General features: G+C 44.6%; 12 protein-coding genes and 3 pseudogenes. 14 read left to right on the forward strand and 1 reads right to left on the reverse strand.

All coding sequences use genetic code 11. The features are described from left to right. The first annotated feature begins 65 nt into the window (after window positions 1–65). The 13 genes and pseudogenes from MKX60_RS27220 (at window position 66) to MKX60_RS27280 (ending at window position 20,635) form a co-directional block, all read left to right on the forward strand. Window positions 66–947 carry a carbohydrate ABC transporter permease gene (locus MKX60_RS27220; protein ID WP_042186108.1) on the forward strand — a complete coding sequence of 294 codons (882 nt, stop codon included), beginning with the start codon at window positions 66–68 and terminating at the stop codon, window positions 945–947. Between the two features lie 3 nt (window positions 948–950). Then, the gene (locus MKX60_RS27225) at window positions 951–1,784 is read left to right on the forward strand and encodes a carbohydrate ABC transporter permease (protein WP_042186110.1); all 834 of its coding nucleotides are present in this window, start codon (window positions 951–953) and stop codon (window positions 1,782–1,784) included. Between the two features lie 76 nt (window positions 1,785–1,860). Then, a complete protein-coding gene (locus tag MKX60_RS27230; protein ID WP_076284259.1) occupies window positions 1,861–2,892 on the forward strand; it encodes a glycoside hydrolase family 130 protein in 1,032 nt (343 codons plus the stop codon). 626 nt (window positions 2,893–3,518) lie between these two features. Further along, window positions 3,519–4,481, forward strand: coding sequence for an acetylxylan esterase (locus tag MKX60_RS27235; RefSeq protein ID WP_076284258.1), 963 nt, complete (start codon window positions 3,519–3,521; stop codon window positions 4,479–4,481). A gap of 48 nt (window positions 4,482–4,529) precedes the next feature. Then, window positions 4,530–6,602 (forward strand): methyl-accepting chemotaxis protein, encoded by a 2,073-nt coding sequence (locus tag MKX60_RS27240; RefSeq protein WP_076300035.1) that lies wholly within the window; start codon window positions 4,530–4,532, stop codon window positions 6,600–6,602. Between the two features lie 279 nt (window positions 6,603–6,881). After that, a pseudogene (locus tag MKX60_RS27245) lies at window positions 6,882–7,469 on the forward strand (S-layer homology domain-containing protein); the annotation flags it as partial. A gap of 639 nt (window positions 7,470–8,108) precedes the next feature. Beyond that, window positions 8,109–10,301: pseudogene (locus tag MKX60_RS27250) on the forward strand (glycoside hydrolase family 3 N-terminal domain-containing protein); the annotation flags it as partial. 69 nt (window positions 10,302–10,370) lie between these two features. Next, window positions 10,371–13,079 (forward strand): annotated as a pseudogene (locus MKX60_RS27255) (glycoside hydrolase family 3 C-terminal domain-containing protein); the annotation flags it as partial. Window positions 13,080–13,318: 239 nt separating this feature from the next. Beyond that, window positions 13,319–14,236: a sugar-binding protein gene (locus tag MKX60_RS27260; RefSeq protein WP_256721614.1), complete on the forward strand. Its 918-nt coding sequence runs from the start codon at window positions 13,319–13,321 to the stop codon at window positions 14,234–14,236. After that, window positions 14,233–15,726, forward strand: a complete 1,494-nt coding sequence (locus MKX60_RS27265) for a sensor histidine kinase (RefSeq protein WP_341061529.1) — start codon at window positions 14,233–14,235, stop codon at window positions 15,724–15,726. Before MKX60_RS27260 ends, MKX60_RS27265 begins: the two co-directional genes overlap by 4 nt. After that, the gene (locus MKX60_RS27270; RefSeq protein WP_341061530.1) at window positions 15,719–17,278 is read left to right on the forward strand and encodes a response regulator; all 1,560 of its coding nucleotides are present in this window, start codon (window positions 15,719–15,721) and stop codon (window positions 17,276–17,278) included. Before MKX60_RS27265 ends, MKX60_RS27270 begins: the two co-directional genes overlap by 8 nt. Window positions 17,279–17,326: 48 nt before the next feature. Next, window positions 17,327–18,619 (forward strand): ABC transporter substrate-binding protein, encoded by a 1,293-nt coding sequence (locus MKX60_RS27275; RefSeq protein ID WP_341061531.1) that lies wholly within the window; start codon window positions 17,327–17,329, stop codon window positions 18,617–18,619. Window positions 18,620–18,826: 207 nt separating this feature from the next. Then, complete coding sequence (locus MKX60_RS27280) at window positions 18,827–20,635, forward strand: peptidoglycan D,D-transpeptidase FtsI family protein (protein ID WP_341061533.1); 1,809 nt, start codon at window positions 18,827–18,829, stop codon at window positions 20,633–20,635. Here MKX60_RS27280 and MKX60_RS27285 read toward each other — a convergent pair. Beyond that, window positions 20,596–21,786: an AI-2E family transporter gene (locus MKX60_RS27285; RefSeq protein ID WP_341061534.1), complete on the reverse strand. Its 1,191-nt coding sequence runs from the start codon at window positions 21,784–21,786 to the stop codon at window positions 20,596–20,598. The genes MKX60_RS27280 and MKX60_RS27285 overlap by 40 nt on opposite strands. A 209-nt stretch (window positions 21,787–21,995) precedes the next feature. Here MKX60_RS27285 and MKX60_RS27290 point away from each other — a divergent pair, with 209 nt between their 5' ends. Then, window positions 21,996–23,396, forward strand: coding sequence for a polysaccharide deacetylase family protein (locus MKX60_RS27290; protein ID WP_076284250.1), 1,401 nt, complete (start codon window positions 21,996–21,998; stop codon window positions 23,394–23,396). Window positions 23,397–23,485: the final 89 nt, after the last annotated feature.

Consider the following 23,485-nt stretch of genomic DNA (forward strand, 5'->3'; position numbering starts at 1 on the left):
CATTTCCCCCTTCACATTTAAACGAGTCATAAATAAATGAGGATGCTTTTCTGGAGGTGTATCGGGTGTTCAAGTTTTCGAATTTGAGTTACAAAAATCAACGGATTGCCATCATATGCTTGTTCTCATTAGTGCCGATCGTATTACTACTCACATTTGCTTATTATCCAGTAATCAGTATGTTTCGGTACAGCTTCACCAGCTGGAATGGCCTAAGTAAAAATATGGAGTACGTTGGGTTAGAAAACTACAAAACCATTTTTACGAAACCGGAGTATTTTTCCGTATTTAAGGTCAGCTTGTATTATTTCTTCACTACCTTTATTCAGATGGCACTTGCTTTGTATTTTGCAACCATACTGAGCTTTAGTGTTCGCATGAAAAATTTATTCAAAGGGATTTTGTTCTTCCCAACCTTGCTAAACGGTGTAGCGATCGGCTTTATCTTTCTGTTCTTTTTCAAACCAGATGGAACGCTAGATACGATTCTTAACCTGCTCGGACTCAGCGGTTTACAGCAGAAGTGGCTGCTCAATCCGAATTTGATTAACTTCTCGCTCGCAGGTGCGTCACTGTGGAGATACATGGGGATGAACTTCCTGATCTTCCTTGGGGCTATTTCCTCGATCGGTTCGGATATTTATGAAGCTGCTGAGATTGATGGTGCAAACAGATGGCATCAGTTTATGCATATTATTTTGCCAAGTATTAAACGTATTCTGCAATTGAACCTGATTCTTGCGGTCAGTGGCGCCATTGGTGTGTTTGAAATTCCATACGTCATGACAGGCGGATCTAACGGAAGTAGCACATTTGTTATTCAGACAGTCGATGTAGCGTTCAAATATAGCAAAGTTGGATTAGCGTCAGCGATGGCCGTAGTTTTGCTGGGTATCGTTATAGTAGTTACTATTTTGCAGCGCGTTCTGATCAAGGAGGAGAAATAAACTATGCATTCTGTAAAATATACCACTGCTAGTATATTCAAATATCTCACCTTGATTTTGGGAGCACTTGCAGCATTGATACCTATCGTAGTTGTATTTTTTGCCTCATTAAAAACAGGGCCGGAATACGCTTCAACCGGACCGTTAACGCTGCCAGAGAATTGGCTGAATTTCTCCAACTACACTAAGGCTTTTGTTGATGGCAAAATGCTTCTAGGATTTAAAAACACTGTCATTATCGTTGTGATCTCTATCCTGGGTGCAACGCTGACGGGCTCAATGATGGCTTATATTTTATCCCGGTTTAAATTTAAAGGCAGTAAAGTTCTCATCAGTATGTTTCTGATTGCTACCCTGATTCCGGGTGTTACAACGCAAGTGGCAACCTTCCAAATCATCAATCACTTGGGCTTGTTTAATACCAGATGGGCACCCATCGTGATGTACCTCGGTACGGATATTATCGCTGTATATATTTTCATGCAGTTCCTGGATTCGATTTCCGAGTCACTGGATGAATCCGCGATGCTGGACGGGGCTTCGTATTGGACGATTTATTGGAGAATTATTTTGCCACTGCTGAAACCGGCAATTGTAACAGTAATTATTGTGAAGGGCGTAAATATTTATAACGATTTTTACACTCCTTTCCTATATATGCCGAAAACAGATCTCCAAACGATCTCCACAGCACTCTTTAAGTTTAAAGGTCCATACGGATCGCAGTGGGAAGTAATATGTGCGGCGATTATGATCGCGATTATTCCGACATTGGTTGTGTTTACCGCGTTACAAAAGTATATCTACAATGGATTTTCGCAAGGTTCCGTTAAGTAAGCTTAGTAGTAGATTTCATAGCAGCACTAGATAAAGTAGCATACTGAAAAGTTGCATACATTTGGAGGGAATACTAATGAATGAAGTGAAATTGGTAGGAGCGAGTGCAGTGAACATCCCGAACATGCCTTGGCAGGATAAGCCTGCTGGCTACGAGAACCCGATTTGGAGACATAATGATAACCCGGTTATCAAAAGAAATCCTGCAAAAGGAGTAGCCCGTATTTTTAATAGTGCGGTTACTGCGTTTGAAGGTAGTTTTATCGGAGTATTTCGTGTAGAAGATAACACAACGCGTCCGCATTTGCGCATGGGACATAGTGTTGACGGTCTAGATTGGGAAATCGATGATGAGCCGATCCGATTTATAGATGAAGAAGGTAACTCTTATCAGCCGCGTTATGCTTACGATCCACGTCTGGTTAAGGTCGAAGATACATTTTATATTATCTGGTGTACAGATTTTTACGGTGCAGCTATCGGTGTTGCTAAAACGCAAGATTTCAAAACATTTACCAGCTTGGAAAATCCATTCCTGCCCTTCAACCGGAACGGTGTATTGTTCCCTAGAAAAATCAACAATAACTTCGTGATGTTGTCCCGTCCAAGTGACAGCGGCCATACACCATTCGGTGATGTATTCCTTAGTGAAAGCCCTGACTTTGTATTTTGGGGTAAACACCGCCATGTCATGAGTAAAGGTGGCCAAGGCTGGTGGCAAAGTGTCAAGATTGGCGGCGGACCTGCACCGATTGAAACTACAGAAGGCTGGTTGATGTTCTACCATGGCGTTACTGGTACCTGCAACGGTCTTGTATATAGCATGGGTGCAGTTATTTTGGATATTAATGAGCCTTCGAAAGTAAAATATCGCTCGAAAAATTTTGTGCTAACTCCTGAAGAATGGTATGAGGAAAGAGGTTTTGTGAATAACGTTTTGTTCCCATGTGCCACTCTGCATGATGCAGAAACGGGCCGTATCGCCATCTATTATGGCGCTGCTGATACTTATGTAGGCGTTGCATATACAACCGTTGATGAAATCGTTAACTATGTCATCGACACCCATGAAGAGGTTGGCGATGATGCGGGTTTAGGGAAAATTTAATAGGGTGAACAACCTTAGAGGAACAAGCTTTAGGTAGAGTGAGGTTGGTTAGGTGCTTGGAGGCTGAGCAGCGTTCGAAAAAAGTGTGCGGCGTGTAGTGTGCTGTATTTTGTGTGCTGGGTTCTGCACGTTGCGCGCTTTGTGTTATGTGTTATGTGTTATGTGGCTTGAGCTTTTCATTGCATTCTCTGCAATAGAAACTCTCGATTTCGTCTGAAAAATAGAATCTATTGCACTCTCTGCAATGGATTTCCGCAAAAATCACTTTTATGCTCGGTTTCGCTCGAACTGATTGCACAAAGTGCAATAGAACAAAGACGGGCGCTCATATGGAGAGATTCTATTGCACAAAGTGCACTTAAACTAACCTGTTTGGTGGTTTTTAGTGTAAATAGATGCACATTGTACACTTATTTCAGGCGAGATGGCTCGGAATCGCCATTGTTAGCAATTTTAGTTGTATAGAGTGCAATTAAATGAACAACACAACATACTTAGCTGTAATAGTTGCACAAAGTGCAACTAGCGAGCTCTTGTTATTAGTAGAAACTAACGGAAAACTCACATAAGCGGGTTTTCCGTTTCCATTGTTTTTTAAGTGAAAAAACCTTAAGGGGGACCTTAATATGGGAAACGACATGACATTGTCACAATTAAAAAAATATAACGGAAGCAGCCCAAAACCAGTCGACTTTGACGCATTTTGGGAGCGGGCTTTGCATGATCTGGACGCCCAGTCACTAGATTATGAGCTAGAGCCTGCGGAGTTCGTCAGCGAGCTGGCGGAATGTTTTCATCTGTATTTTACCGGCGTTGGCGGAGCAAGAATCCATTGTAAATATGTAAGACCGAAGAAAAGGGGTTCAGAAAAAGGTTCTGGTGTCGTGATGTTTCATGGATATTCCTGTGACAGCGGGGATTGGATGGAGAAGGTGACTTATGCGGCCCATGGGATTAGTGTCCTTGCGATGGATTGCCGGGGACAAGGCGGACTTTCCGAGGATAATCTTACAGTAAAAGGCACAACCATTCGTGGACATATTATTCGCGGCATTGACGATCCAAATCCGGACAACCTTTACTATCGTAATGTGTTTCTGGATACAGCACAGACTGCTCGAATATTGATGGCTATGGAAGAAGTTGATCCAGCACGAGTAGGTGCTTTTGGTTTATCTCAAGGCGGAGCGCTTACTGTAGCTTGTGCAGCTTTAGAGCCGCGTGTGAGTATGGCCGTTCCTGTGTATCCGTTTCTTTCAGATTATAGACGGGCTTGGGAGCTTGATATCACTACGTCAGCTTATGAGGAAATTAACTATTATTTCCGCTTTTTTGATCCCCATCATTTACGTGAGGACGAGATTTTTAATAGACTGGGTTACATCGATATTCAGAATCTCGCGGAGCGAATTCAAGCCAAAATGTTGTGGGTTACAGGGTTATCCGATGTGATTTGTCCACCTTCAACGCAGTTTGCCGCGTACAACAAAGTACTAGCGCCCAAAGAGCTTATGGTTTATTATGAGTACGGTCATGAGTATTTGCCATATCTTTCCGATCGGGTGTTACAAATGTTCATGACCTTGTAAACGATAAGCCAGTAGGCATAACAGACGACAACGGTGGTGAATGATTAGATGAAAGTACAAGTGAAAAAAGAAAAAAGACGATTCCAGCTGCATCCATCCAAATCCATTGGGGTGCGGCTTTTTCTCATCTTCTTTGTTTCGACGATGGTGCTCGTGCTCTCTCTCGGCTACACTTCCTATTCCGTAGCTGAGCATACGATCGAGACGAATGCGCTGTCAGCCAATCAACAGACAGTCGTTCAAACTGCTGAGAAGTTTGATGTGGAATTGTTACGTTATGAGGATGGTCTAGGAAGAATCTTGTACGACAATGAAATTCAAAATGCACTCAAACAAGGGAATAATCCCACTACAAGTAATGAGGAACGTAAGGTACTATCTAACCAGATTAGTGCGCAGCTAAATGATTGGCTCACGGCATCAAACGGTGTGGAGGCCGTATACCTTATTCCGATGAATGAAGGTTTTCCAATTTCTTCGGCGGGTACAAAAGATAGCGCTTTTATTGAGAGTTTCAGAGAATCCTCATGGTTTAAGCAGCTAGAGGAGAAGCCACAGAGTGTATGGATTCCACGTGAATTACAGGGCCAGGAAGGAAATACGTCAGGTGTTTTCCATTTGGCCAAATCGATTGCCGGTGATTCTAAAAGCTCAGGATACATAGTCATTAACGATATTAGAATTAGCGAATTAGAAAATCAGCTTCGTAAAGTGGATCTTGGAACAAGCTCCTACATGCAATTGCTAACGAATAAGGATGAATTGATTGCCTCCTCCCAGCAAGTGGGGACGGATACATATTTGAATCTGGGAGGGACGCTTCTGGGTGGTCTGCAGAATACAGCAGGCTCATTGCCAACAAAGGATGAGAAGGGGAAATCTATATTAGCTGTATACGGAACACTAGAAACCTCGGGATGGAGGTTACTTGGTGTTGTACCGGCTGAGAACTTGACGAAAGACGCGCTGCGTATTCTCAAGACTACTTATATTATTGTTGCTGTAGCGGCTGTTATCGCCATTTTAATAGGGTATTGGATGTTCAGAATGGTATCTCGACCGCTGACCAGACTAAAGAATTTGATGTCAGAGGGAGCCGAAGGGAATCTAGGGGTGCGTACGAATATCACCTCACGTGATGAGATCGGTCAGTTATCCAGTTCTTTTAACATGATGATGGAACGAATAACAGAGCTGGTTATCCATACGAATGAAACTGCTCGGAAGGTACTGGAAACCGCCGATGAGCTTAGCGGTGTTTCGCGCAAGACAGCTGATGCAGCTATGGATATTGCCGCGGCCACGGAAGAAATTGCGGGTGGTGCTGGCAGTCTAGCCTTGGAAGCTGATCGTGGCAATGAGTTGACGGGGCAAATTTCGGTACAGATGGATTTAGTTAATTCAGCTACTCACGAGATGGATCACACCGCACATAGCATCGGTGAACTCAGTGAGGAAGGCTTCAACAGGTTGAAAGAATTACTTAATGAGACGAATAGGACGGGCCTGAAGACGAATCAGCTTGTGATGAAGGTTAACGAGCTGACAGAAACGGCATCTTCCGTTATGAAGGTTCTTAATGTGATGCAAAATATTACTCAGCAGACAAATATCTTGTCTCTGAATGCCACCATTGAAGCAGCAAGAGCAGGTGAGGCCGGGCGAGGATTCATGGTGGTAGCCGATGAAATACGTCAGCTTGCAGATCAATCGAAAGAGTCTATTGCTGTTGTGGCAGAAATAACAGATACCGTTATGAGAGATATGAACGAGACGGTTGTGGTCCTTTCAGAAGTTGCACCGCTCTTTAATCAGCAAATGACTTCCGTGCAGAGCACTAGCGATATCTTCGTATCTGTGCAGGATCAGATGCAGCATTTTATCGCTCGTCTGAATGCTGTAACTGTGTCGATGGACAGCCTGAGTCAATCGCAAAAGGTTCTATCCGATTCGATGAGCAACGTAAGCTCAATAGCTGAGGAATCATCAGCTGCATCTCAAGAAGTTGCCTCACTTAGTGGAGAGCAACAAAGTGTAAGTGATCATTTGGTAGAGCTTTCTTTGAAGCTGGAGGATGCATCCTTGCAGTTAAAGGAGAAATTATCGAAGTTCAGCGTGTAGGGTAGCCGTAACAGAATACTAAATTAAAGAACCGCTTATTCCTTTTGGAGAAGCGGTTCTTTGTTTTGGCGGCATGTAGCGAGTATAAAATAATCCAGATGCATCTGAAGATAGTCTAGATAAGCCATCCCAAACCTCAAGCTATAATATGTCTATCAAATAGGGGGTGAACTGAAGAGATCTTTTTGTTAAACGGTATTGTTAGCGTTTACATATTTTACTGAGGAGGATGGCATGTTGACAAAATATAAAAACAGTTCAAGCCTAAAAGTTAAGAAAATGCCCATAGCTAGAAAGCTGGCCAGTAGCTTAGCAGTCGCTGCGTTGTTATTCTCATCTGTGAATCCAGGGGCGTTTGCCGCTGAAATTACAAATGTTCAAACGGTTGCGAGTTTTAATGACGTAAACGGGCATTGGGCGCAATCACCAATAGGAAAATGGGCGTCAAGCGGAATTATAAATGGATATACGGATGGAACCTTCCTACCAAACGGAAAAGTAACTAGAGCGGAATTTGTGGCAGTGCTCAACCGATTATTCGGTTTTTCACAGCAAACAAGCAATAGCTTTAACGATGTGCCGAGCGGGAAATGGTATGTAGCTGATGTGCTGATCGCACGTCAAGCAGGTTACTTTGAAGGTTTTGCAGGTAATCTTGCGAAACCAGATAACTACTTAACGAGACAGGACGCTGCAACCATGCTGGCTCGTGTGTTCGAATTGAATCAGGCAGGGACGGCTTCCCTATCCTTCTCGGACGCTGCTTCTATAAGTGCTTATGCTGCCTCAGCAGTTGGCATCCTTACTCAAAAAGGGGCTATCAACGGGTATACGGATGGTACATTCAAACCAACGGGGTCCATAACACGTGCTGAGGTCGTTAAGATTATTGATGGTATGGCAAAAGGATATTACAATGCTGCAGGTACTTATGATGCCACGGCGATCGCGGGTTCTGCGCTAATTACTGCTTCAGGAGCAATCCTATCTGGTAGCAAAGTGAGTGGAGATTTATATTTAACCGCAGGTATCGGTAACGGAGAGGCTACACTTGATCAAGTAACCGTATCTGGAACCACGTTTGTAAGCGGCGGAGGAATAGACAGTATTCACTTGAAGAGTAGCACTTTGTCGGGTGTAACCATTAATAAGCAAGGCGGAAAGGTTCGAGTTGTAGCCGAAGGGTCCACTGCAATCCAATCTATGGAGATTTTAGTTCCTACCGTTATTGTAATCAATGATGGGGCGAAGGTGGGAACGATCATTATCCGGCCAGGAGCAGAGGGAACAACCATAACTGGTGGGAAAAATGTGACCAGTATCGTGGTACAAACTTCAGGTGTGATCATTGATGGTAAAGAGGTTGGCCAAGGAACAATTACTAATGATGGTAAAGATACTGCCGCTAAGCCAACCAGCAGTCCTGCTACCGGCGGCGGAGGTTCCGGGTCAGGCTCAAATAATGGAGGCAGTAGCCCGAAATGGAGCCAAAGCGTTGTTGGTACGATTGGTACAGTGACCAATCCTGGTGGAGAGACCTTAGGATACTCAACACAATCAGGGGTAGCTCTGTTAACCGTAGATGGGTTAGCATTTAAAGATTTGAATAAAAACGGAAAACTCGACAAATATGAGGATTGGCGTCTTAGCACAGAAGTAAGAGCTACGGATCTTGCTTCGCAAATGTCTGTGGAGCAAATTGCCGGAATTATGCTGTACAGTGGTCATCAATCCATACCAGCAGCCGCAGCTTCGGGATTCCGTGGGGGAACTTATGGTGGAAAACCGCTGGCGGAAAGCGGTGCATTGGCATCCGATCTAACAGACCAACAGAAAGTATTCCTGACAGAAGATAACTTGCGGCATGTATTGATTACTACGGTTGAGAGCCCTGAGGTGGCTGCCCGTTGGAACAACAATGCCCAAGCCTTAGTGGAGAAGATTGGACTTGGTATTCCAGCTAATAACAGCTCGGACCCTCGTCATAGCACTGTAGCTAATGCAGAGTATAACGAAGGATCAGGTGGAGCGATCTCGATGTGGCCGCAGGCACTAGGTCTTGCTGCTTCCTTCGATGCCAATCTGACGAAGCAGTTCGGCGAAATTGCTTCTAAAGAGTACAGGGCGCTTGGCATCGCAACAGCTTTATCCCCTCAGGTGGATATGTCTTCGGAACCGCGCTGGACTCGTTTCAGCGGAACATTTGGTGAGGACTCTAAACTGTCTGCTGATATGGCAAGAGCCTATGTGGATGGTTTTCAGACTACACCGGGCAGCAGCGATGGATGGGGCAATGAGAGTGTGAATGCTATGGTCAAACATTGGCCAGGTGGGGGTTCCGGCGAGAGTGGCCGAGATGCACACTATGGGTATGGAAAGTATGCTGTTTATCCGGGAAATAACTTCGATGAGCATCTGATTCCTTTTACAAAAGGAGCATTTGACCTGGAAGGACCGACTGGAAAAGCCGCTGCAGTTATGCCGTATTATACAATCTCATTTAATCAGGATAAGGCGAATGGAGAGAATGTAGGGAACTCGTATAGTCCTTATGTAATCACCGATCTTTTACGGAACACGTATCATTACGACGGGGTAATCACAACAGACTGGGGAATCACAGGCGATGAAGGACCTGTTGAGTTATTTGGTAACCGCCCATGGGGTGTAGAAGAAAATTACACAGTTGCGGAACGTCACTATCGAATCATCATGGCCGGTGTCGACCAATTCGGTGGAAATAACGATTCCAAACCTATCATTGCAGCGTATCAAATAGGAATTGAGAAACAAGGCGAGAAGGTGATACGGACACGATTTGAAGAGTCAGCAGTACGACTACTTACTAATATTTTTAATGCAGGGCTATTTGAGAATCCATATCTTGATGTAGAGGAAACAAAAGCTACTGTGGGTAACAAGGAGTTTATGACAGAGGGTTATATGGCCCAGTTAAAGTCAGTCATTATGCTGAAAAACAAAGATAACCATGTACTTCCACTTAAAAAAGATGAGAAAGTTTATGTTCCAAAAACTTATGATGCAGCTACCAAATCGTATTCGTATCCTGTCAACATTGATCAGCTGAAGAAATACTTCAATGTGACGGATGATCCGGCTCAAGCTGACAGCGCGATTGTCTTTATCAAGAATCCGCAAACTGGCGCCGGCTACAGCAAAGCTGACGTAGATGCCGGAGGTAATGGGTATATCCCGATCAGCCTGCAGTATCGTCCATATACAGCGGAGTATGCACGTGAAACGAGTTTGGCTGGTGATGCAAGAGATGTATTGAACCGTTCTTACAAAGGAAAGAAGACTACGGCATCCAATGAGTCTGATTTGGATCTGGTGCTTGAAACCAAAAAAGCAATGGGAGATAAACCAGTAGTCGTTTCCCTAACGATGTCTAATCCAACGATTGTTGCTGAATTCGAAGATCGTGCGGATGCGATTATTGCGAACTTTGGCATTCAGAATCAAGCGATCTTCGATATTCTGGTAGGTGCATATGAACCATCGGCCCTTCTGCCTATGCAAATGCCTAAAGACATGAAGACGGTAGAGGAGCAGTATGAGGATGTATCCCATGATATGAAAGTCTATGTAGATTCTGAAGGGAATGCTTATGACTTTGCCTTCGGGATGAACTGGAGCGGCGTAATTAACGATGCCCGGACAGCGAAATACAAAAAAGCTGTTGATCCCGGAACTGAACCTGAAGAAGGACTCGTTGCTGCTCCAACAGCTTCTATCCCGTCAGGAACTTATTATGGAGCTCAGACGGTAATGTTGACTGCTCCGAGTGGCGCAACCATCTTCTATACTACCGATGGATCTACACCTGCAGCATCAGTAATGAATACGACCAAGCAGTATAATTCACGGTCTGGAATCAGTATTACGGCCTCCTCAATAGTAAAGGCATTAACGGTTAAAGACGGCAAGACAAGTAAAGTTGCTGAATTCAATTATGTAATTGGAGCAGCATTGCCTACTGCTTTTCCAGAGCCTGGTGTATATAAGAGTGGCCCTAAGGTTACGCTCACCTCAACATCCGGCGCTACAATTTATTACACACTTGACGGCAGTACACCAACTGAAAACAGTACCGTATATCAAGGGCCCATTACAATTGTAGGTGCCGATAAAGAGACGGCTACAATTAAAGCCTTGGCAGTTAAAGCTGGTATCCCATCCAGTCCTATAGCTGAATTAAAATACACTATCGACGCAAGTCTGGTTGTACTGACAGACGAAGCATCCATTGATGCCGTTATTGGTGAAATGACGCTTAAGGAAAAAGCTTCGCTGGTTGTCGGTGCTGGTTCAGGCACGAAGGTAGCTGGAGCTGCTGGTGGTTCTTATGAGTTGCCACGTCTTGGGATTCCCAAGTTAATCATGGCAGATGGACCAGCGGGAGTCCGCATCAACACGAAACAGGGTGAAGCTACCACATTTGCTACAGGTTTCCCGATCGCCACTTCCATTGCAGCGACTTGGAATGAAGCCTTGGCTAACCAAGTAGGTAATGCGATGGGGAATGAGCTACTGGAGTATGGTGTGGATTTATATCTGGCTCCCGCGCTGAACATTCACCGCAATCCATTGGGGGGCAGAAACTTTGAGTATTATTCCGAAGATCCGCTCATCTCAGGAAAAATGACCGCTGCGATTACGAATGGGGTTCAGGCGAATGGGGTCGGAACGACAATTAAGCATTTTGCCGCGAATAATCAGGAAACGAACCGGATGTCTATCGATACAGTCGTTTCAGAGAGAGCACTGCGCGAAATCTACTTGAAAGGGTTCGAAATCGCAGTGGAAGATTCGCAGCCATGGTCTGTTATGAGCTCTTATAACAAAATCAATGGAACGTTTGCCTCCGAAAATAAAGATCTACTGAGCACAATTCTCCGCGATGAGTGGGGGTTCCAAGGTTTTGTAATGACGGACTGGGGTGGGGGCTCGAACCGGGCACAAAATATGATTGCAGGCAACGACCTCATCATGCCAGGAAATGCGGCAGCCATTTCAGCGATTACTAAAGCTGTGAACGATGGCGATCTGAGCGTAGAACAACTGGATGTTAACGTAAAAAGAATTTTGAAAGTCGTAGTGAAATCTCCATCCTTTAAGGGGATCGGACATAGCAACAAGCCTGATCTTGCTGCAAATGCAGTGACCTCTCGTCAAGCCGCAACAGAAGGTATGGTGCTGCTGGAGAATAAAGCTGAGGCGTTGCCTATCGCAGCAGGTACGAATATTGCCCTCTTCGGAAATGCTCAGATTGAAACCGTCAAAGGCGGAACTGGCAGCGGCGATGTCAATGTCGAGCATACTGTATCCATTGTGGAAGGGTTTAGTGACGCAGGCTACAGCGTATATGAACCTTTAAATGTCAGCTATCAAGAATATATTACAGAGCTAAGAAAGAAGCCGGAATACGGTCCAGTGAGCAGCTTTGGCGGCTTGGCCTATCCACCACTTCCGGAAAAGGTATTATCAGCGGATGAGATTAATTCAGCAGAAGCTTCTTCCGAGACGGGCATTATTGTAATCAGCAGAATATCTGGTGAAGGTGCAGACCGGAAAAATGCTGAGGGTGACTTTTTGTTGACAGCGACAGAGCTGGATATGATTGATAAGGTATCAACTGCTTACCATGAGCAAGGTAAGAAGGTCTCCGTGATTCTGAATATCGGCGGTCCGATTGAAATGATCTCCTGGAAAGATAAAGTGGATGCTATTCTCTTGGCTTGGCAGCCAGGACAGGAAGCAGGCCATGCGATTGCCGACGTATTATCTGGAGCTGTGAACCCATCGGGCAAGCTGCCAATGACTTTTCCTACTAGCTATGGTGTAGTTCCTTCGGCTAATAACTTTCCAGGGAATAGTACGGAAGTGAAGTACGAGGAAGATATTTATGTGGGTTACCGTTACTATGATACGTTTGGCAAAAGCAGTGCGGTTGCCTATCCATTCGGATATGGCCTCTCCTATACAACCTTTGGCTACCGCGATCTTAAGATCAGTTCAGATGCTTTTGATTCTGCAGCAGGAAGTGTGACTGTAACCGTGGATGTATATAACAACGGTACAGTTGCAGGTAAAGAGGTAGTTCAGCTATATCTAAGCGCTCCGGGAGCCAATAAACCGGTTCAGGAATTGAAGGCTTTCCAAAAGACAGCGTTATTGAATGCAGGAGAGCATCAGACCCTAACGTTCACACTAAATAGTCTGGATCTGGCTTCCTTCGATGAGAGCAGCCATGCTTGGGTAGCTGATCCAGGTACTTATGCGGTTCGAATCGGTTCCTCTTCCGCAGGAGAGAAACTGAATACGTACTTCCAGTTGGATTCGCTAATGACAGTGAAAACCACCAACAGTGTACTGATTCCAGTCAAACCACTAAATCTTTTGGTTCATCCGGTCATTGCCGATTACGCGCAAGAGGCTTTAACTGTTGCACCATAGTCTTTTCCCTTCGCAAGCAGGAATGACAAAGCTGCCTCAAGCTATAAGTAGCTTGGGGCAGTTTTTTTTGGAATCTGGAATTGACTATATTTACTATAGTATCTATTATTATTTTAATGTAAGCGCATTCTTATTAGCATAAACAATGCTAGAGGGGGAAGAACACCATAAATATACTTCGCCGACCTTTTTATATTTTCATGCTGCTCTTACTGTCCATTTCCCTATGTTTTACTGGCGTGTTTACTGGAAAAGTGTTGTATTACGATCATTTACTAGCCGAACGAAAGCCTGCGCAAAAGCCACTACTACATCTGGTCTTAATTTCGGAAGAATTGGATAATCCCTATTGGCGTGAAATTGAGAAAGGCGCTCAGAGAGCAGCAGCAGAGGAAGGGATTGCGCTTGAATATCTCGGACCCGTCCAAGCAGATAAGAGAGAGCAAATTCGAATCATAGATAAAGCTATTGCATCGAAGGTAGACGGAATATTGACACAAGGACTTAATGATAAGGAATTTAATCCCATCATTGCTGAAGCTGTTAAACAAGGTATCCCTGTCATTACTATTGATTCGGATGCACCATCTAGCGGGCGGATTGCCTATGTTGGCACTGATAACTACGCGGCTGGATATTTAGCCGGAACGACACTTGTTCAGCAATCGAAGGGCGTAGGGCAAATTGGGATTGTGACCGGAAGCTTTACCTCTACGAATCAACAGCAGCGGGTTAAAGGTTTTATGGATGCAATTGATGGAGAGTCTGGTATCCATGTCGTACAAATTGAAGAATCAAACATTAATCGGATTCAGTCAGAAGTCAGTGCTTTTAAAATCATGAATCAACATCCGGAGATAGACACTTTTTTGGGTACAAGTTCTTTGGATGGATTGGGGATTGCCCAAATGCTGAAAGGTAAAAATCAGCAGGCGCGGATCATTGCTTTTGATGACTTACCGGAAACGCTTGAATTCATTGAAGAGGGCATCATAGATGCCTCTATAGTGCAGCAACCGTACATGATGGGACGAAAAAGTGTGGAACTGATGGTGGATTATCTAGCAGGGAAAAAGATTGTTACCATATTTAATACGGATGCCAATGTGGTCCGCAAAGAGGAAATTTCCCGCGGAAAGGGGGACTTCGGGCCATGATTCGTATTAAAAGCAAGCTGATGATCTTTTTTAGTGCTTTTATAGTACTACTTAGTAGTGTTTTCGTCTTTCTTTACATAGATAATATCAATATGGCAAGGACACACGATCAAGTTCTGCACCGATTTTTTCTGCTTAATGAGCTATACCAGGATGCCACTGATGTTAATGATGCTATGAACCGGTATGTGCTCCGGAATCGAAGCGGCGATGAGACCCTGAAGCAGTATGAAACTGCCATTATGAAGCTTAATAACAAACAGGATTTACTAGTAAATATTCTACAAAATGATCATAATCAACTGCTCGTTGATAACTATAGCAATATGATAGACAGCTACATGACAGAGAGTCGGCAAAGCCTTATAGCTTTTGATCTAGGCAACCAGGATGCTTACTACGCACACTTAAAACAATCGGGTGAGATTACTAGATATATTCAAGAGACCACATTGACGATTATTAATAGCGAACTGACGGATTACCGGAATGTGTTTGAGCTGATTAGTCGAAAGAATGAGAACTTTAGATATTTAGGTGTTTTTGTTTTTAGTTCGGTAGCCATTTTGTGTATGATTTTTGCGTATTGGTTCTCCAATGGAATTACGAAGCCTATACAGCAATTGACGGCTGCGGCGAATCGGATTTCTCGCGGGAATTTCGAGGGGGAGGTTACGGTGAATACGCGTGATGAAATGCGCTTTCTCGCAACAACCTTTAATAATATGCGCTCTAACATCCGCGATCTTGTGGTTGAAATCAAACAGAAATCGGAACTCGATCAATTGGTTAAGAAAATGGAGCTGAAAAGTCTGCAAAATCAGATCAATCCACATTTCCTATTTAATACACTGAACATGGTTTCTAAAATGGCTTATGTCGAGAGCGCAGAAAGAACAAGCGAATTGGTGGATTCCGTTTCGACCTTGCTGCGTTACAATCTGAAGAAGATGAATTATATTGTTCAGCTGCGTGATGAGGTGAATATTGTTAAAGAGTATTTGTTTATTCAAAGGATGCGTTTTGATGATAGAGTTGCGTTTACGGATGACATTGAGGAGCGAGCCTTGGATTGCTTGTTACCACCACTGACTTTGCAACCCTTTATTGAGAACGCTTTCACTCATGGTGTGGAATCCTATGAACAGGGTGGGAAACTGCATCTGTCCATTTACGAGAGTGGTAATGATGTCATCGTAGAGGTACAGGATAATGGTGTTGGAATAGACCCGGAAACGATTGCTCGCTTGAGCGGAGATATTTCTTTTTCCGAACAGACGCCCATAGATTCAGAGAAAGAAAGGGAGCCTGTGGGGAGCGCTGATTCGAACTCCAATGGAATTGCAATACGAAATGTACAACGACGGCTGCAGCTTTTCTATCAAAGGAACGATGTAATCGAGATTATGTCCGAGCAGGGAAAGGGAACGACCATCAAACTGAGGCTAACGCGTGTGAATAATAGCAAGGAGGAGATCCTGCATGCTTAAGCTCCTGATTGTGGATGATGAACGTATTGAACGTAGTGCACTCCGGATGATCATCGAGCGGTTTCTACCAGAGATTCGAGTAGTTGGTGAAGCCGAAAATGGTAGGGTAGCTGTAGAGCTCGCCGAACAACTACGGCCTGATGTCATCACTATGGATATCAAAATGCCGGGAATTGATGGAACGGAAGCTGTGTCCTTGATCCATAATAGGTTTCCAGCGATTCGTTTTATTATGATGTCTGCGTTTGATACGTTTGAATATGCACGTAAAGTCATGCGTTATGGTGTGAGGGAGTATTTGCTCAAGCCATATCGGAAGGATCAGATCGTGGAGGCCATCCGCATGATGTCCCATGAGATTACACGAGAAAAAGAGGATAAACAAAGAACTAATGAGCTGGAGTCCAAATTTAAAGAGACATTATCACTAGTAGAGTCCGAATGGGTTAGTGCTATTTTGATGGATCGTATACAGGAAGTGCAGGTTAGAGATTGGAGCCATACCCTTGGTGTACCAGAATCTTCAGGATTCGCTATCGTATTTGTGATGTCAACGAAGGAGAAGGCATGGAGTGTTCAGGAACGAAGGGAGATATATTCTTGGCTTAGGCATCAGTGTAAGATTAGTTGCTTCTCTCTCGTAGGTCCAATGACAGGAGCTCGTATCCCGGTCTTCATGTTTCCGGATGCGAAATCCCGTTTGCCAATCCAGCATATTCATAATGCTAAGGATTTTGCGTCCAATCTAGCTAAATTTGCTTCCCGGCGTTTCCGTTCATTGCAGCTGTCTGTTGGAATCGGAGGTTTAGCAGCTTCTACTGATCAGTTGATAGGCTCTTATCACGAAGCGCTGTTATCAGGTATTGCTCTTAATGAGGGGGAAAGCTCACAAGCACAAGAGGAATGGCTCTCAAATTCTGGTATGAGAGAGGCGGAACGAAGATTGCTTCGTTCTTTAGGTAGTGGACAGTTCCGAGAGATGGAGGAAGATTTCGAGTTTTGGGTAGCGGAACTTCGCCTCTTCTGTAGTGACGAGATCCAGGATATAAAGAGCGGACTACACCGATTATTTACTTTGGCTGATGAGACGCTCAGTGAGAGCGGGCTTGAGCCTTTGCCGCAGCTTAGCTTCGGAGAGGTGGAACAGGTAGAGCTGCTGGTAGAGCAAGCCCATTCAAGACTTTTCCTTCAGGCCCGAATGTTGAAGCATTGGTACGATAACAATTCGGCTAGCGCGATTCGTCGGGCTCAGACGTTTATTTCCGACCATTACAGGCGGGAGCTATCGCTTGAGGAGACGGCTGAACATGTAGGGCTGAACCCAAACTATTTTAGCAAAATATTTAGTGATCGCTGCGGCATAACCTTTATTGATTATTTAACTGGTCTGCGAATCAATAAAGCCAAAGAGCTGTTAGCCGATCCTGCGCAAGTGCTGAAAGAGATCAGTATAAGAATTGGATACCGTGATCCTAACTATTTCAGCAGAGTATTCAAAAAGACAACAGGAATGTCACCGACGGAATTTCGGCAATCCATTGGCAGACTGTAAGCAGAAAATAAACGAATACAGCGGGAACTATAGGAAGGAAGAATCTCAATGAAAAGGTCGCTGATTAGTCTGGTATCCAACACGCTCATTGTCAGCTTGCTTTTATCCTCATGTATGAACTTAAGAGAAAAAGATTTGTCTGCATTTTTTCCAGATGAGGAGGCCATGCGATCTAGTGAACCGGTTAACAACATTCAGGAGGCAATAACGAGAAGCGAGGCGGAGTCGGATCATCCGCAGTTGGAAATCTTTAGCTGGTGGACAGGGGCCGGGGAAGAAGCAGGGTTAAAAGCTTTGATCAAGGTATTCAAAGAAAAGTATCCCGGCATTTATGTCTTTAATGCTGCCGTTGAAGGTGGTGCAGGGGGAAATGCCAAGGAAGTACTTGAACGAAGAATGAAGGAGGGTGAACCGCCGGATACCTTTCAGGGAAGGAATATGCTCTGGGCAGCTGAAGGGCGGGTAGAGCCGTTAAATGATCTGTACGAAGAAGAAGGCTGGTATACAGTATTTCCTCCAGAGATCATCGATATGCTTAGTCTTGGGGATGACATTTATTATGTCCCACTTAACATTCACCGTCAAAATGTGCTCTGGTACAATAAATCCATCTTCGCTGATAACAACCTTCAGGTTCCATCGACATTCGATGAGTTTTTTAAGGTGGCTGATCAATTACAAAGAAAAGGCATCACACCGCTGGCTTTTGGAAACAAGGAACCGTGGATGGTTAGCGCTCTTTACACGAATGTCATGCTCGGAACACTGGGGGCCGAGAATTATAAAAAGCTAAGTAAAGGAGAAATCAATACTGACGATCCTCATGTAAAAGAAGGGATGGAGCGGTTCGCCAAGATGTTGACCTATGTGAATGCTGATCATGCTGAACGAAACTGGCAGGAAGCGGCTAAGCTTGTTGCTGAGGGAAAAGCGGCAATGAACATTATGGGTGATTGGGTGAATGGCTTTTTCACACATGATCTGAAGCTGAAGGACGGTGTGCAGTTTGGCTGGAACGCTTCACCAGGTACAGAAGGGATATTTAGATTCCAATTGGATGCTTTTGGATTGTCACGCGGTGCTGAGGATCGAGAGTCAGTTCGTGATTGGTTAAGGGTACTGGGATCTGCCGAAGGTCAGAATGCCTTTAATCCGCTTAAAGGTTCGATTCCAGCTAGGCAGGACGTTTCGATTTCGAATTATGACAGCTATAGCCGACAGGCTATGGAGGCATTTCGAAACAGTGCAAAGAACAAGGAGCTAGTATCTGATAGTAGGCTGCCCGCTTCTTTAGAAGCTGAAGCTTTTAAGAAAGCAAAGGAACTACAGTCTAATCCATAAACAATCCTTATATTTCCCGAGAAACGTTTCACACATACTTAATCCGAATATTTCTCCCACAAACACTTATCGTCCTTATAAGGATGGTAAGTGTTTGTGTTTGGAAAATAAATTATGGATTGTGATGTTGCAATGAACATTTTATGGCGATTCTAATGGATGTAGGTAGGACATAATAGGTGTGGAGTCTGCTCAGGAGGGAAGACATTGCGTAATAACAAACATCGGCGTGTATTCAGCGGTCTTCTTATTTTATCTGCGGCTGTAGCCGTGTTGATCCTTAGGCTGGCGTGGGTTCAGCTAATTATGAAGGAACAGACGGTTCCTGGAACAAAATATACACTTGCGAAGATGGCGGAAATTCAAAGTGAACGGGAGACTGTACTGGACAGCGGTCGGGGACGTCTGTATGACCGCAAGAATGAGCCTCTTGCGGGGGAAACCATTTGGACGGCGGCTTTTTTTCCACAAGAGGAGATGGCTAAGAAATCTGTGACGAAGGTTGTTTACGAAGAAGCTAAACCCATGCACCGATTGGCGGAGATTCTGGGTGTCAGCTATGAACAACTGTTGAATAAGCGGTCGTCACTGAAAGAACCTTTGCTATGGCCATCTTCAGTGGGAAAAGGACCACTCGCGTTGTCTCAGGCACAGGCACAAGAAGTGAGTGCACTGGGGATCGACGGAGTAGGCGTGCTTCCTTTCGCACGCAGATATGATGGGATTTCTTCAGGTCGGCAATGGCTAGGCTATTTATCGGAAGCCACTATGCATGCTGGAGCTAAGGCTTCTCCTACGGGTCTTAGAGTTCCTATGACGGGAACGGACGGTTTAGAGAAGACATTAGAGCCTTTGCTTCAAGGGGTAGGACACACGGAAGCATATGTTCAAGTGGATGCGCGTGGGAATCGCCTTCCAGGCAGTCCCATTCAAGTTAAAGCTCCGGGCAATCCTTATTTCCCTCTGTCGTTATATACAACGATTGATAAGAAGCTTCAGGAGGGAATTGAGGAGATTGCGCTCAAATCCGGAATGAAGGAAGGAGCCATAGTGGTGTTAGATACCGGGACGGGAGATATTGAAGCCATGGTATCTTTACCCTTCTATAATCCAGAGAAGATATCTCCGCAAGGCGGGGAGTGGAACAATCGGGCACTCCAGGCTGCCGTTCCTGGATCGATCTTCAAAATCGTTACAGCCGCCGCGGCGTTAGAAGCGGGTGTAACCTCCGCTGATGAGCTTTTTTATTGTTCAGGGCAATTTGAGAAATATGGATTGTCTTGTCTGACAGGAAAAGGACACGGACCCCTTACGCTGGCGCAAGGATTCGCCGTGTCCTGTAATACTGTATTTGCTGCTCTGGCAGAGCGCTTAAGCGGTATCCAGCTTCAATCAACTGCACTGGCGCTAGGACTCGGTAGAGATATCAGCTGGCAAGCCGAGAAGACGCTTGGGTTTCCACTTCTAAAACCACTTTCCGGAGAGCAAAAGGGAACCATCTTTACTACCTTACTGCCGGATGACAAGGGAGCCAGGGTACAGACTGCAATTGGACAGCGAGATGTACAAGTCACACCCTTACAAGCAGCTAATCTTATTGTAACGCTACTGCATGGAGGTGAAGTAAGGGCACCAAGGATTCTGCAGCGAATCACATTTGCGAACGGGCAGAAGCTGGAGGAGCTGCCGGGACATCTGTCCCCTTCCTCAGCAGGGAGGATTTCTGAGTCTACAGCCCGCCAGTTACTGTCCATGATGCGCAAAGTTGTAACGGAAGGAACGGGAACCCGTCTACAAAGCACACACTGGCCTGTTGCAGGTAAATCTGGGACGGCACAGACGCTGGTTAAGGGCGTAGCACGCAACAATCAATGGTTTATCGGCTATGGTCCGGTGGATCACCCAAAATATGCTGTATCAGTTGCAGTAGAGAATGTCGCTCCGGATAGTCCGCATCTCGCCATTAAGCTGTTCGGTCAGATATTTGATTTATTATCGTCTTCTACAGAAGCATGAGGCTCCGGAGGAGTAGCAGTGGCCTTGCCCTTAGATGAAGGGCCATTTGCAGCAAAGGGCGAAACGATAAACTCTTCTTGAGGCAAATAGATCCAGCTCTGAAGATATCCTTGTTGAATTAGTTCTTTGATCAGAATAAGCAGAATCGGCGACAGGATCAGACCGGCCATACCAAAAGCGGATGTGGACAGAATGACGAAGGACAGCATCAGAAAAGCAGACGATACGCCAATCGAATTCCCGGTAATCTTCGGTTCAAGCAGTTGTCTTACAATCAATACAATCGCCAGGAGTACGATTAAACCGATTGCTAATGAGGTATTGCCAACAATGAACAGATAGATGATCCAAGGGACTAAAATCGTCGTTACACCAAGGAGCGGCAAGACATCAAATACAGCACAGATAAGCGCCATAGTGATTTCGTTACCGGTCCTTAGTATGAATAAGCCAACCAGTACGATAACAAAGGTAATGCTGATCAGAATAAGCTGGGCTTTTAAATAAGAGCCGATGGCTTTAAAGACGTTGCCCTGCAAAAAAGCGTAAGCAGTTTTAAATGTTTTTGGCATTTTGTCATGGGCAATCTTGCGCCAATCTTTAATCTCCATACTAAGGAAAAATGCTAAAATAATGGCTATCCCAAAATTGGCCATGAAGGAGGAAAAGGATCCGAGCACACCGACCATATATTTTAGAAAAGTAACAAGCCATCCAGTAAGAACATTCGTGGCATCTTTAAAGTAGCCATTCACTTTATCGGTAATATCCGGCGGCAAGCTTTCGATTTTTTGTTGAAGGTAGGTTGTGGATTCCACGAAATGTTGTTGCACCACATATGTATACTTAGGAAGATTATCTTGAAAGTGAAGCGCTTGGATGGTGACCAATAGCCCAGCGCCAAATAACGTACCCAGAAGAACGATTAGGAACAGAAGCACTGAAATCGCTGAAGCGAATGGTTTGGCAAGCCCCCGTCGGTTCAAGAAACGGGCAAGCGGTTCAATAAGCAAAAATACAAAAAAAGATAGGAATACAGGTGCAGCTAACTGATACAATTTACTGAAGGCGAACATAACCAGATAGACCGTGAGGACAATTAATCCAATGTCGAAGAACGTGCGCCAATATTTTTTGTATAACGGCAGCATAGATATAAACAACTCCCTTTTTTAATAAGTTGATAGGTCAGCTTGAATACATTGTACATGATTTTACCTGAAAACCGTCTATTTCTTTGATACATGTGTTAAAATAGGGGGTAACGTATTTTTTATCTAACTTCACTTGGCCGTATCACAGGTTCTGCTTGCAGACGTAAGGCGAGCCAAAGTCAACTCTGGAAAAGCGAGGAATTCATATGCAGACTTTGCTGCTCTGGTTATTTTATATCTCATCTTTTTATGCTTTTATCCCGGGTATGATTAGCCGCATTTTTGGTTACCGTGTCTTTCGTAAAGGAACTGGGCGAAATGAGTTCGCGTTGACCTTTGATGATGGACCTGACCCTCGATTTACACCGTTACTTCTGGATTTATTGAAGAAGTATGATGCAAAAGCAACCTTTTTTGTAGTAGGATCTAACGCTGAACGTTATCCGGATCTTATTAGGCGGATACATGAAGAGGGACATCTTATTGGAATTCATAATTATGTTCACAAGACGAACTGGCTCATGCGGCCCGCAACCGTTCGTCGGCAGATTCAGCGCACGAATGATATTATCTACAACATCATAGGCGAGCGTAGTACTTATTACCGTCCACCTTGGGGGATTGTCAATTTGTTCGATATTTCCAAGCGTCGCCAAGTTGAAATTGTTCTATGGTCGGTAATGTTTGGAGATTGGCGTGAGAAGCTTGGTGCGCAGCGTCTCACTGAGAAGATGCTGGCGCGATTGAATCCCGGTGAAGTGATGCTGCTGCATGATAGTGGCACAACGTTAGGTGCCGATCCGGACGCACCTGAGAATATGCTTGTAGCCCTTGAACTGACGCTGCAGGAGGCCCAAAGAAGAGGACTGCGCAGCATTCGAGTGGATGACATGATCAAGATGGCGGAGAAATCACCGATTCGGCGTTTATCCTTTGGTAAACGAGTACTGGTCGGACTCTGGTTGGCTTGGGAGCAGGTATTCCAAGTAATGTTCCAGATCAAGACGATTAACCCGGCCGATCCATTCATGCATTATCGAATGCGTAAATATCAGGGAGAGCCTGTTGAACTTGGTGATGGAACCTTGCTGAGTAAAGGTGATAAAGTCATTGAGCTGCATATTGATAACAGGCAATTATTCGAGTTAGGTATTCATTCTCGTTCTTCTGCTCAACTTGCGATTCGAATGATCCGGAGAATGGAGAAAGGGTTGCCAATGCTGGCAGAAGTTATTGCCGAAGATGTAAACCTCGCGCAAGCCAAAGCACTCTATGGGGTTAGTATGATTAACCGTGGGCCAGAGAAATTCGGCTTTAGTGTACATGATTTGCCCGATGGCATATTCGCACGCTCCACCAAGTTTTACTTAAAGATCCTGTTAAGTGTGATTCATCCAGATGGTGGTGCTAGGCTCAAGGAGCGTAGTGAGGTCCTTGTACCGAAGCTAATCCTGATGCCTGTCTCAGAATTACTCAAGAAGATGAATAAGCAACTGCCTCATGATGAAAGGTCAGTAAGAAAACGTAAACCGCAGCAAGAAGAAGCGTTGTCACTTAATGATTCACTCACAGAAGTGGAATTGCCAGGAGCAACAGTAACGAATTGATTCATGATATTATTTAGTCTTATATAATGAAACGTAATATAGATGCCTCACAAACCAGAAATGGATTGTGGGGCGTTTTTTCTTGTGCC

It is taken from the genome of Paenibacillus sp. FSL R5-0914 (assembly GCF_038004525.1).
Lineage (GTDB): Bacteria > Bacillota > Bacilli > Paenibacillales > Paenibacillaceae > Paenibacillus_AQ.

Excerpts from the sequence above, each read along its gene's own strand:
- MKX60_RS27225 (WP_042186110.1), top strand. The coding sequence starts at position 951 with ATGCATTCTGTAAAATATACCACTGCTAGTATATTCAAATATCTCACC.
- MKX60_RS27230 (WP_076284259.1), top strand. The coding sequence starts at position 1,861 with ATGAATGAAGTGAAATTGGTAGGAGCGAGTGCAGTGAACATCCCGAAC.
- MKX60_RS27235 (WP_076284258.1), top strand. The coding sequence starts at position 3,519 with ATGGGAAACGACATGACATTGTCACAATTAAAAAAATATAACGGAAGC.
- MKX60_RS27240 (WP_076300035.1), top strand. The coding sequence starts at position 4,530 with ATGAAAGTACAAGTGAAAAAAGAAAAAAGACGATTCCAGCTGCATCCA.
- MKX60_RS27265 (WP_341061529.1), top strand. The coding sequence starts at position 14,233 with ATGATTCGTATTAAAAGCAAGCTGATGATCTTTTTTAGTGCTTTTATA.
- MKX60_RS27270 (WP_341061530.1), top strand. The coding sequence starts at position 15,719 with ATGCTTAAGCTCCTGATTGTGGATGATGAACGTATTGAACGTAGTGCA.
- MKX60_RS27275 (WP_341061531.1), top strand. The coding sequence starts at position 17,327 with ATGAAAAGGTCGCTGATTAGTCTGGTATCCAACACGCTCATTGTCAGC.
- MKX60_RS27285 (WP_341061534.1), bottom strand. The coding sequence starts at position 21,786 with ATGCTGCCGTTATACAAAAAATATTGGCGCACGTTCTTCGACATTGGA.
- MKX60_RS27290 (WP_076284250.1), top strand. The coding sequence starts at position 21,996 with ATGCAGACTTTGCTGCTCTGGTTATTTTATATCTCATCTTTTTATGCT.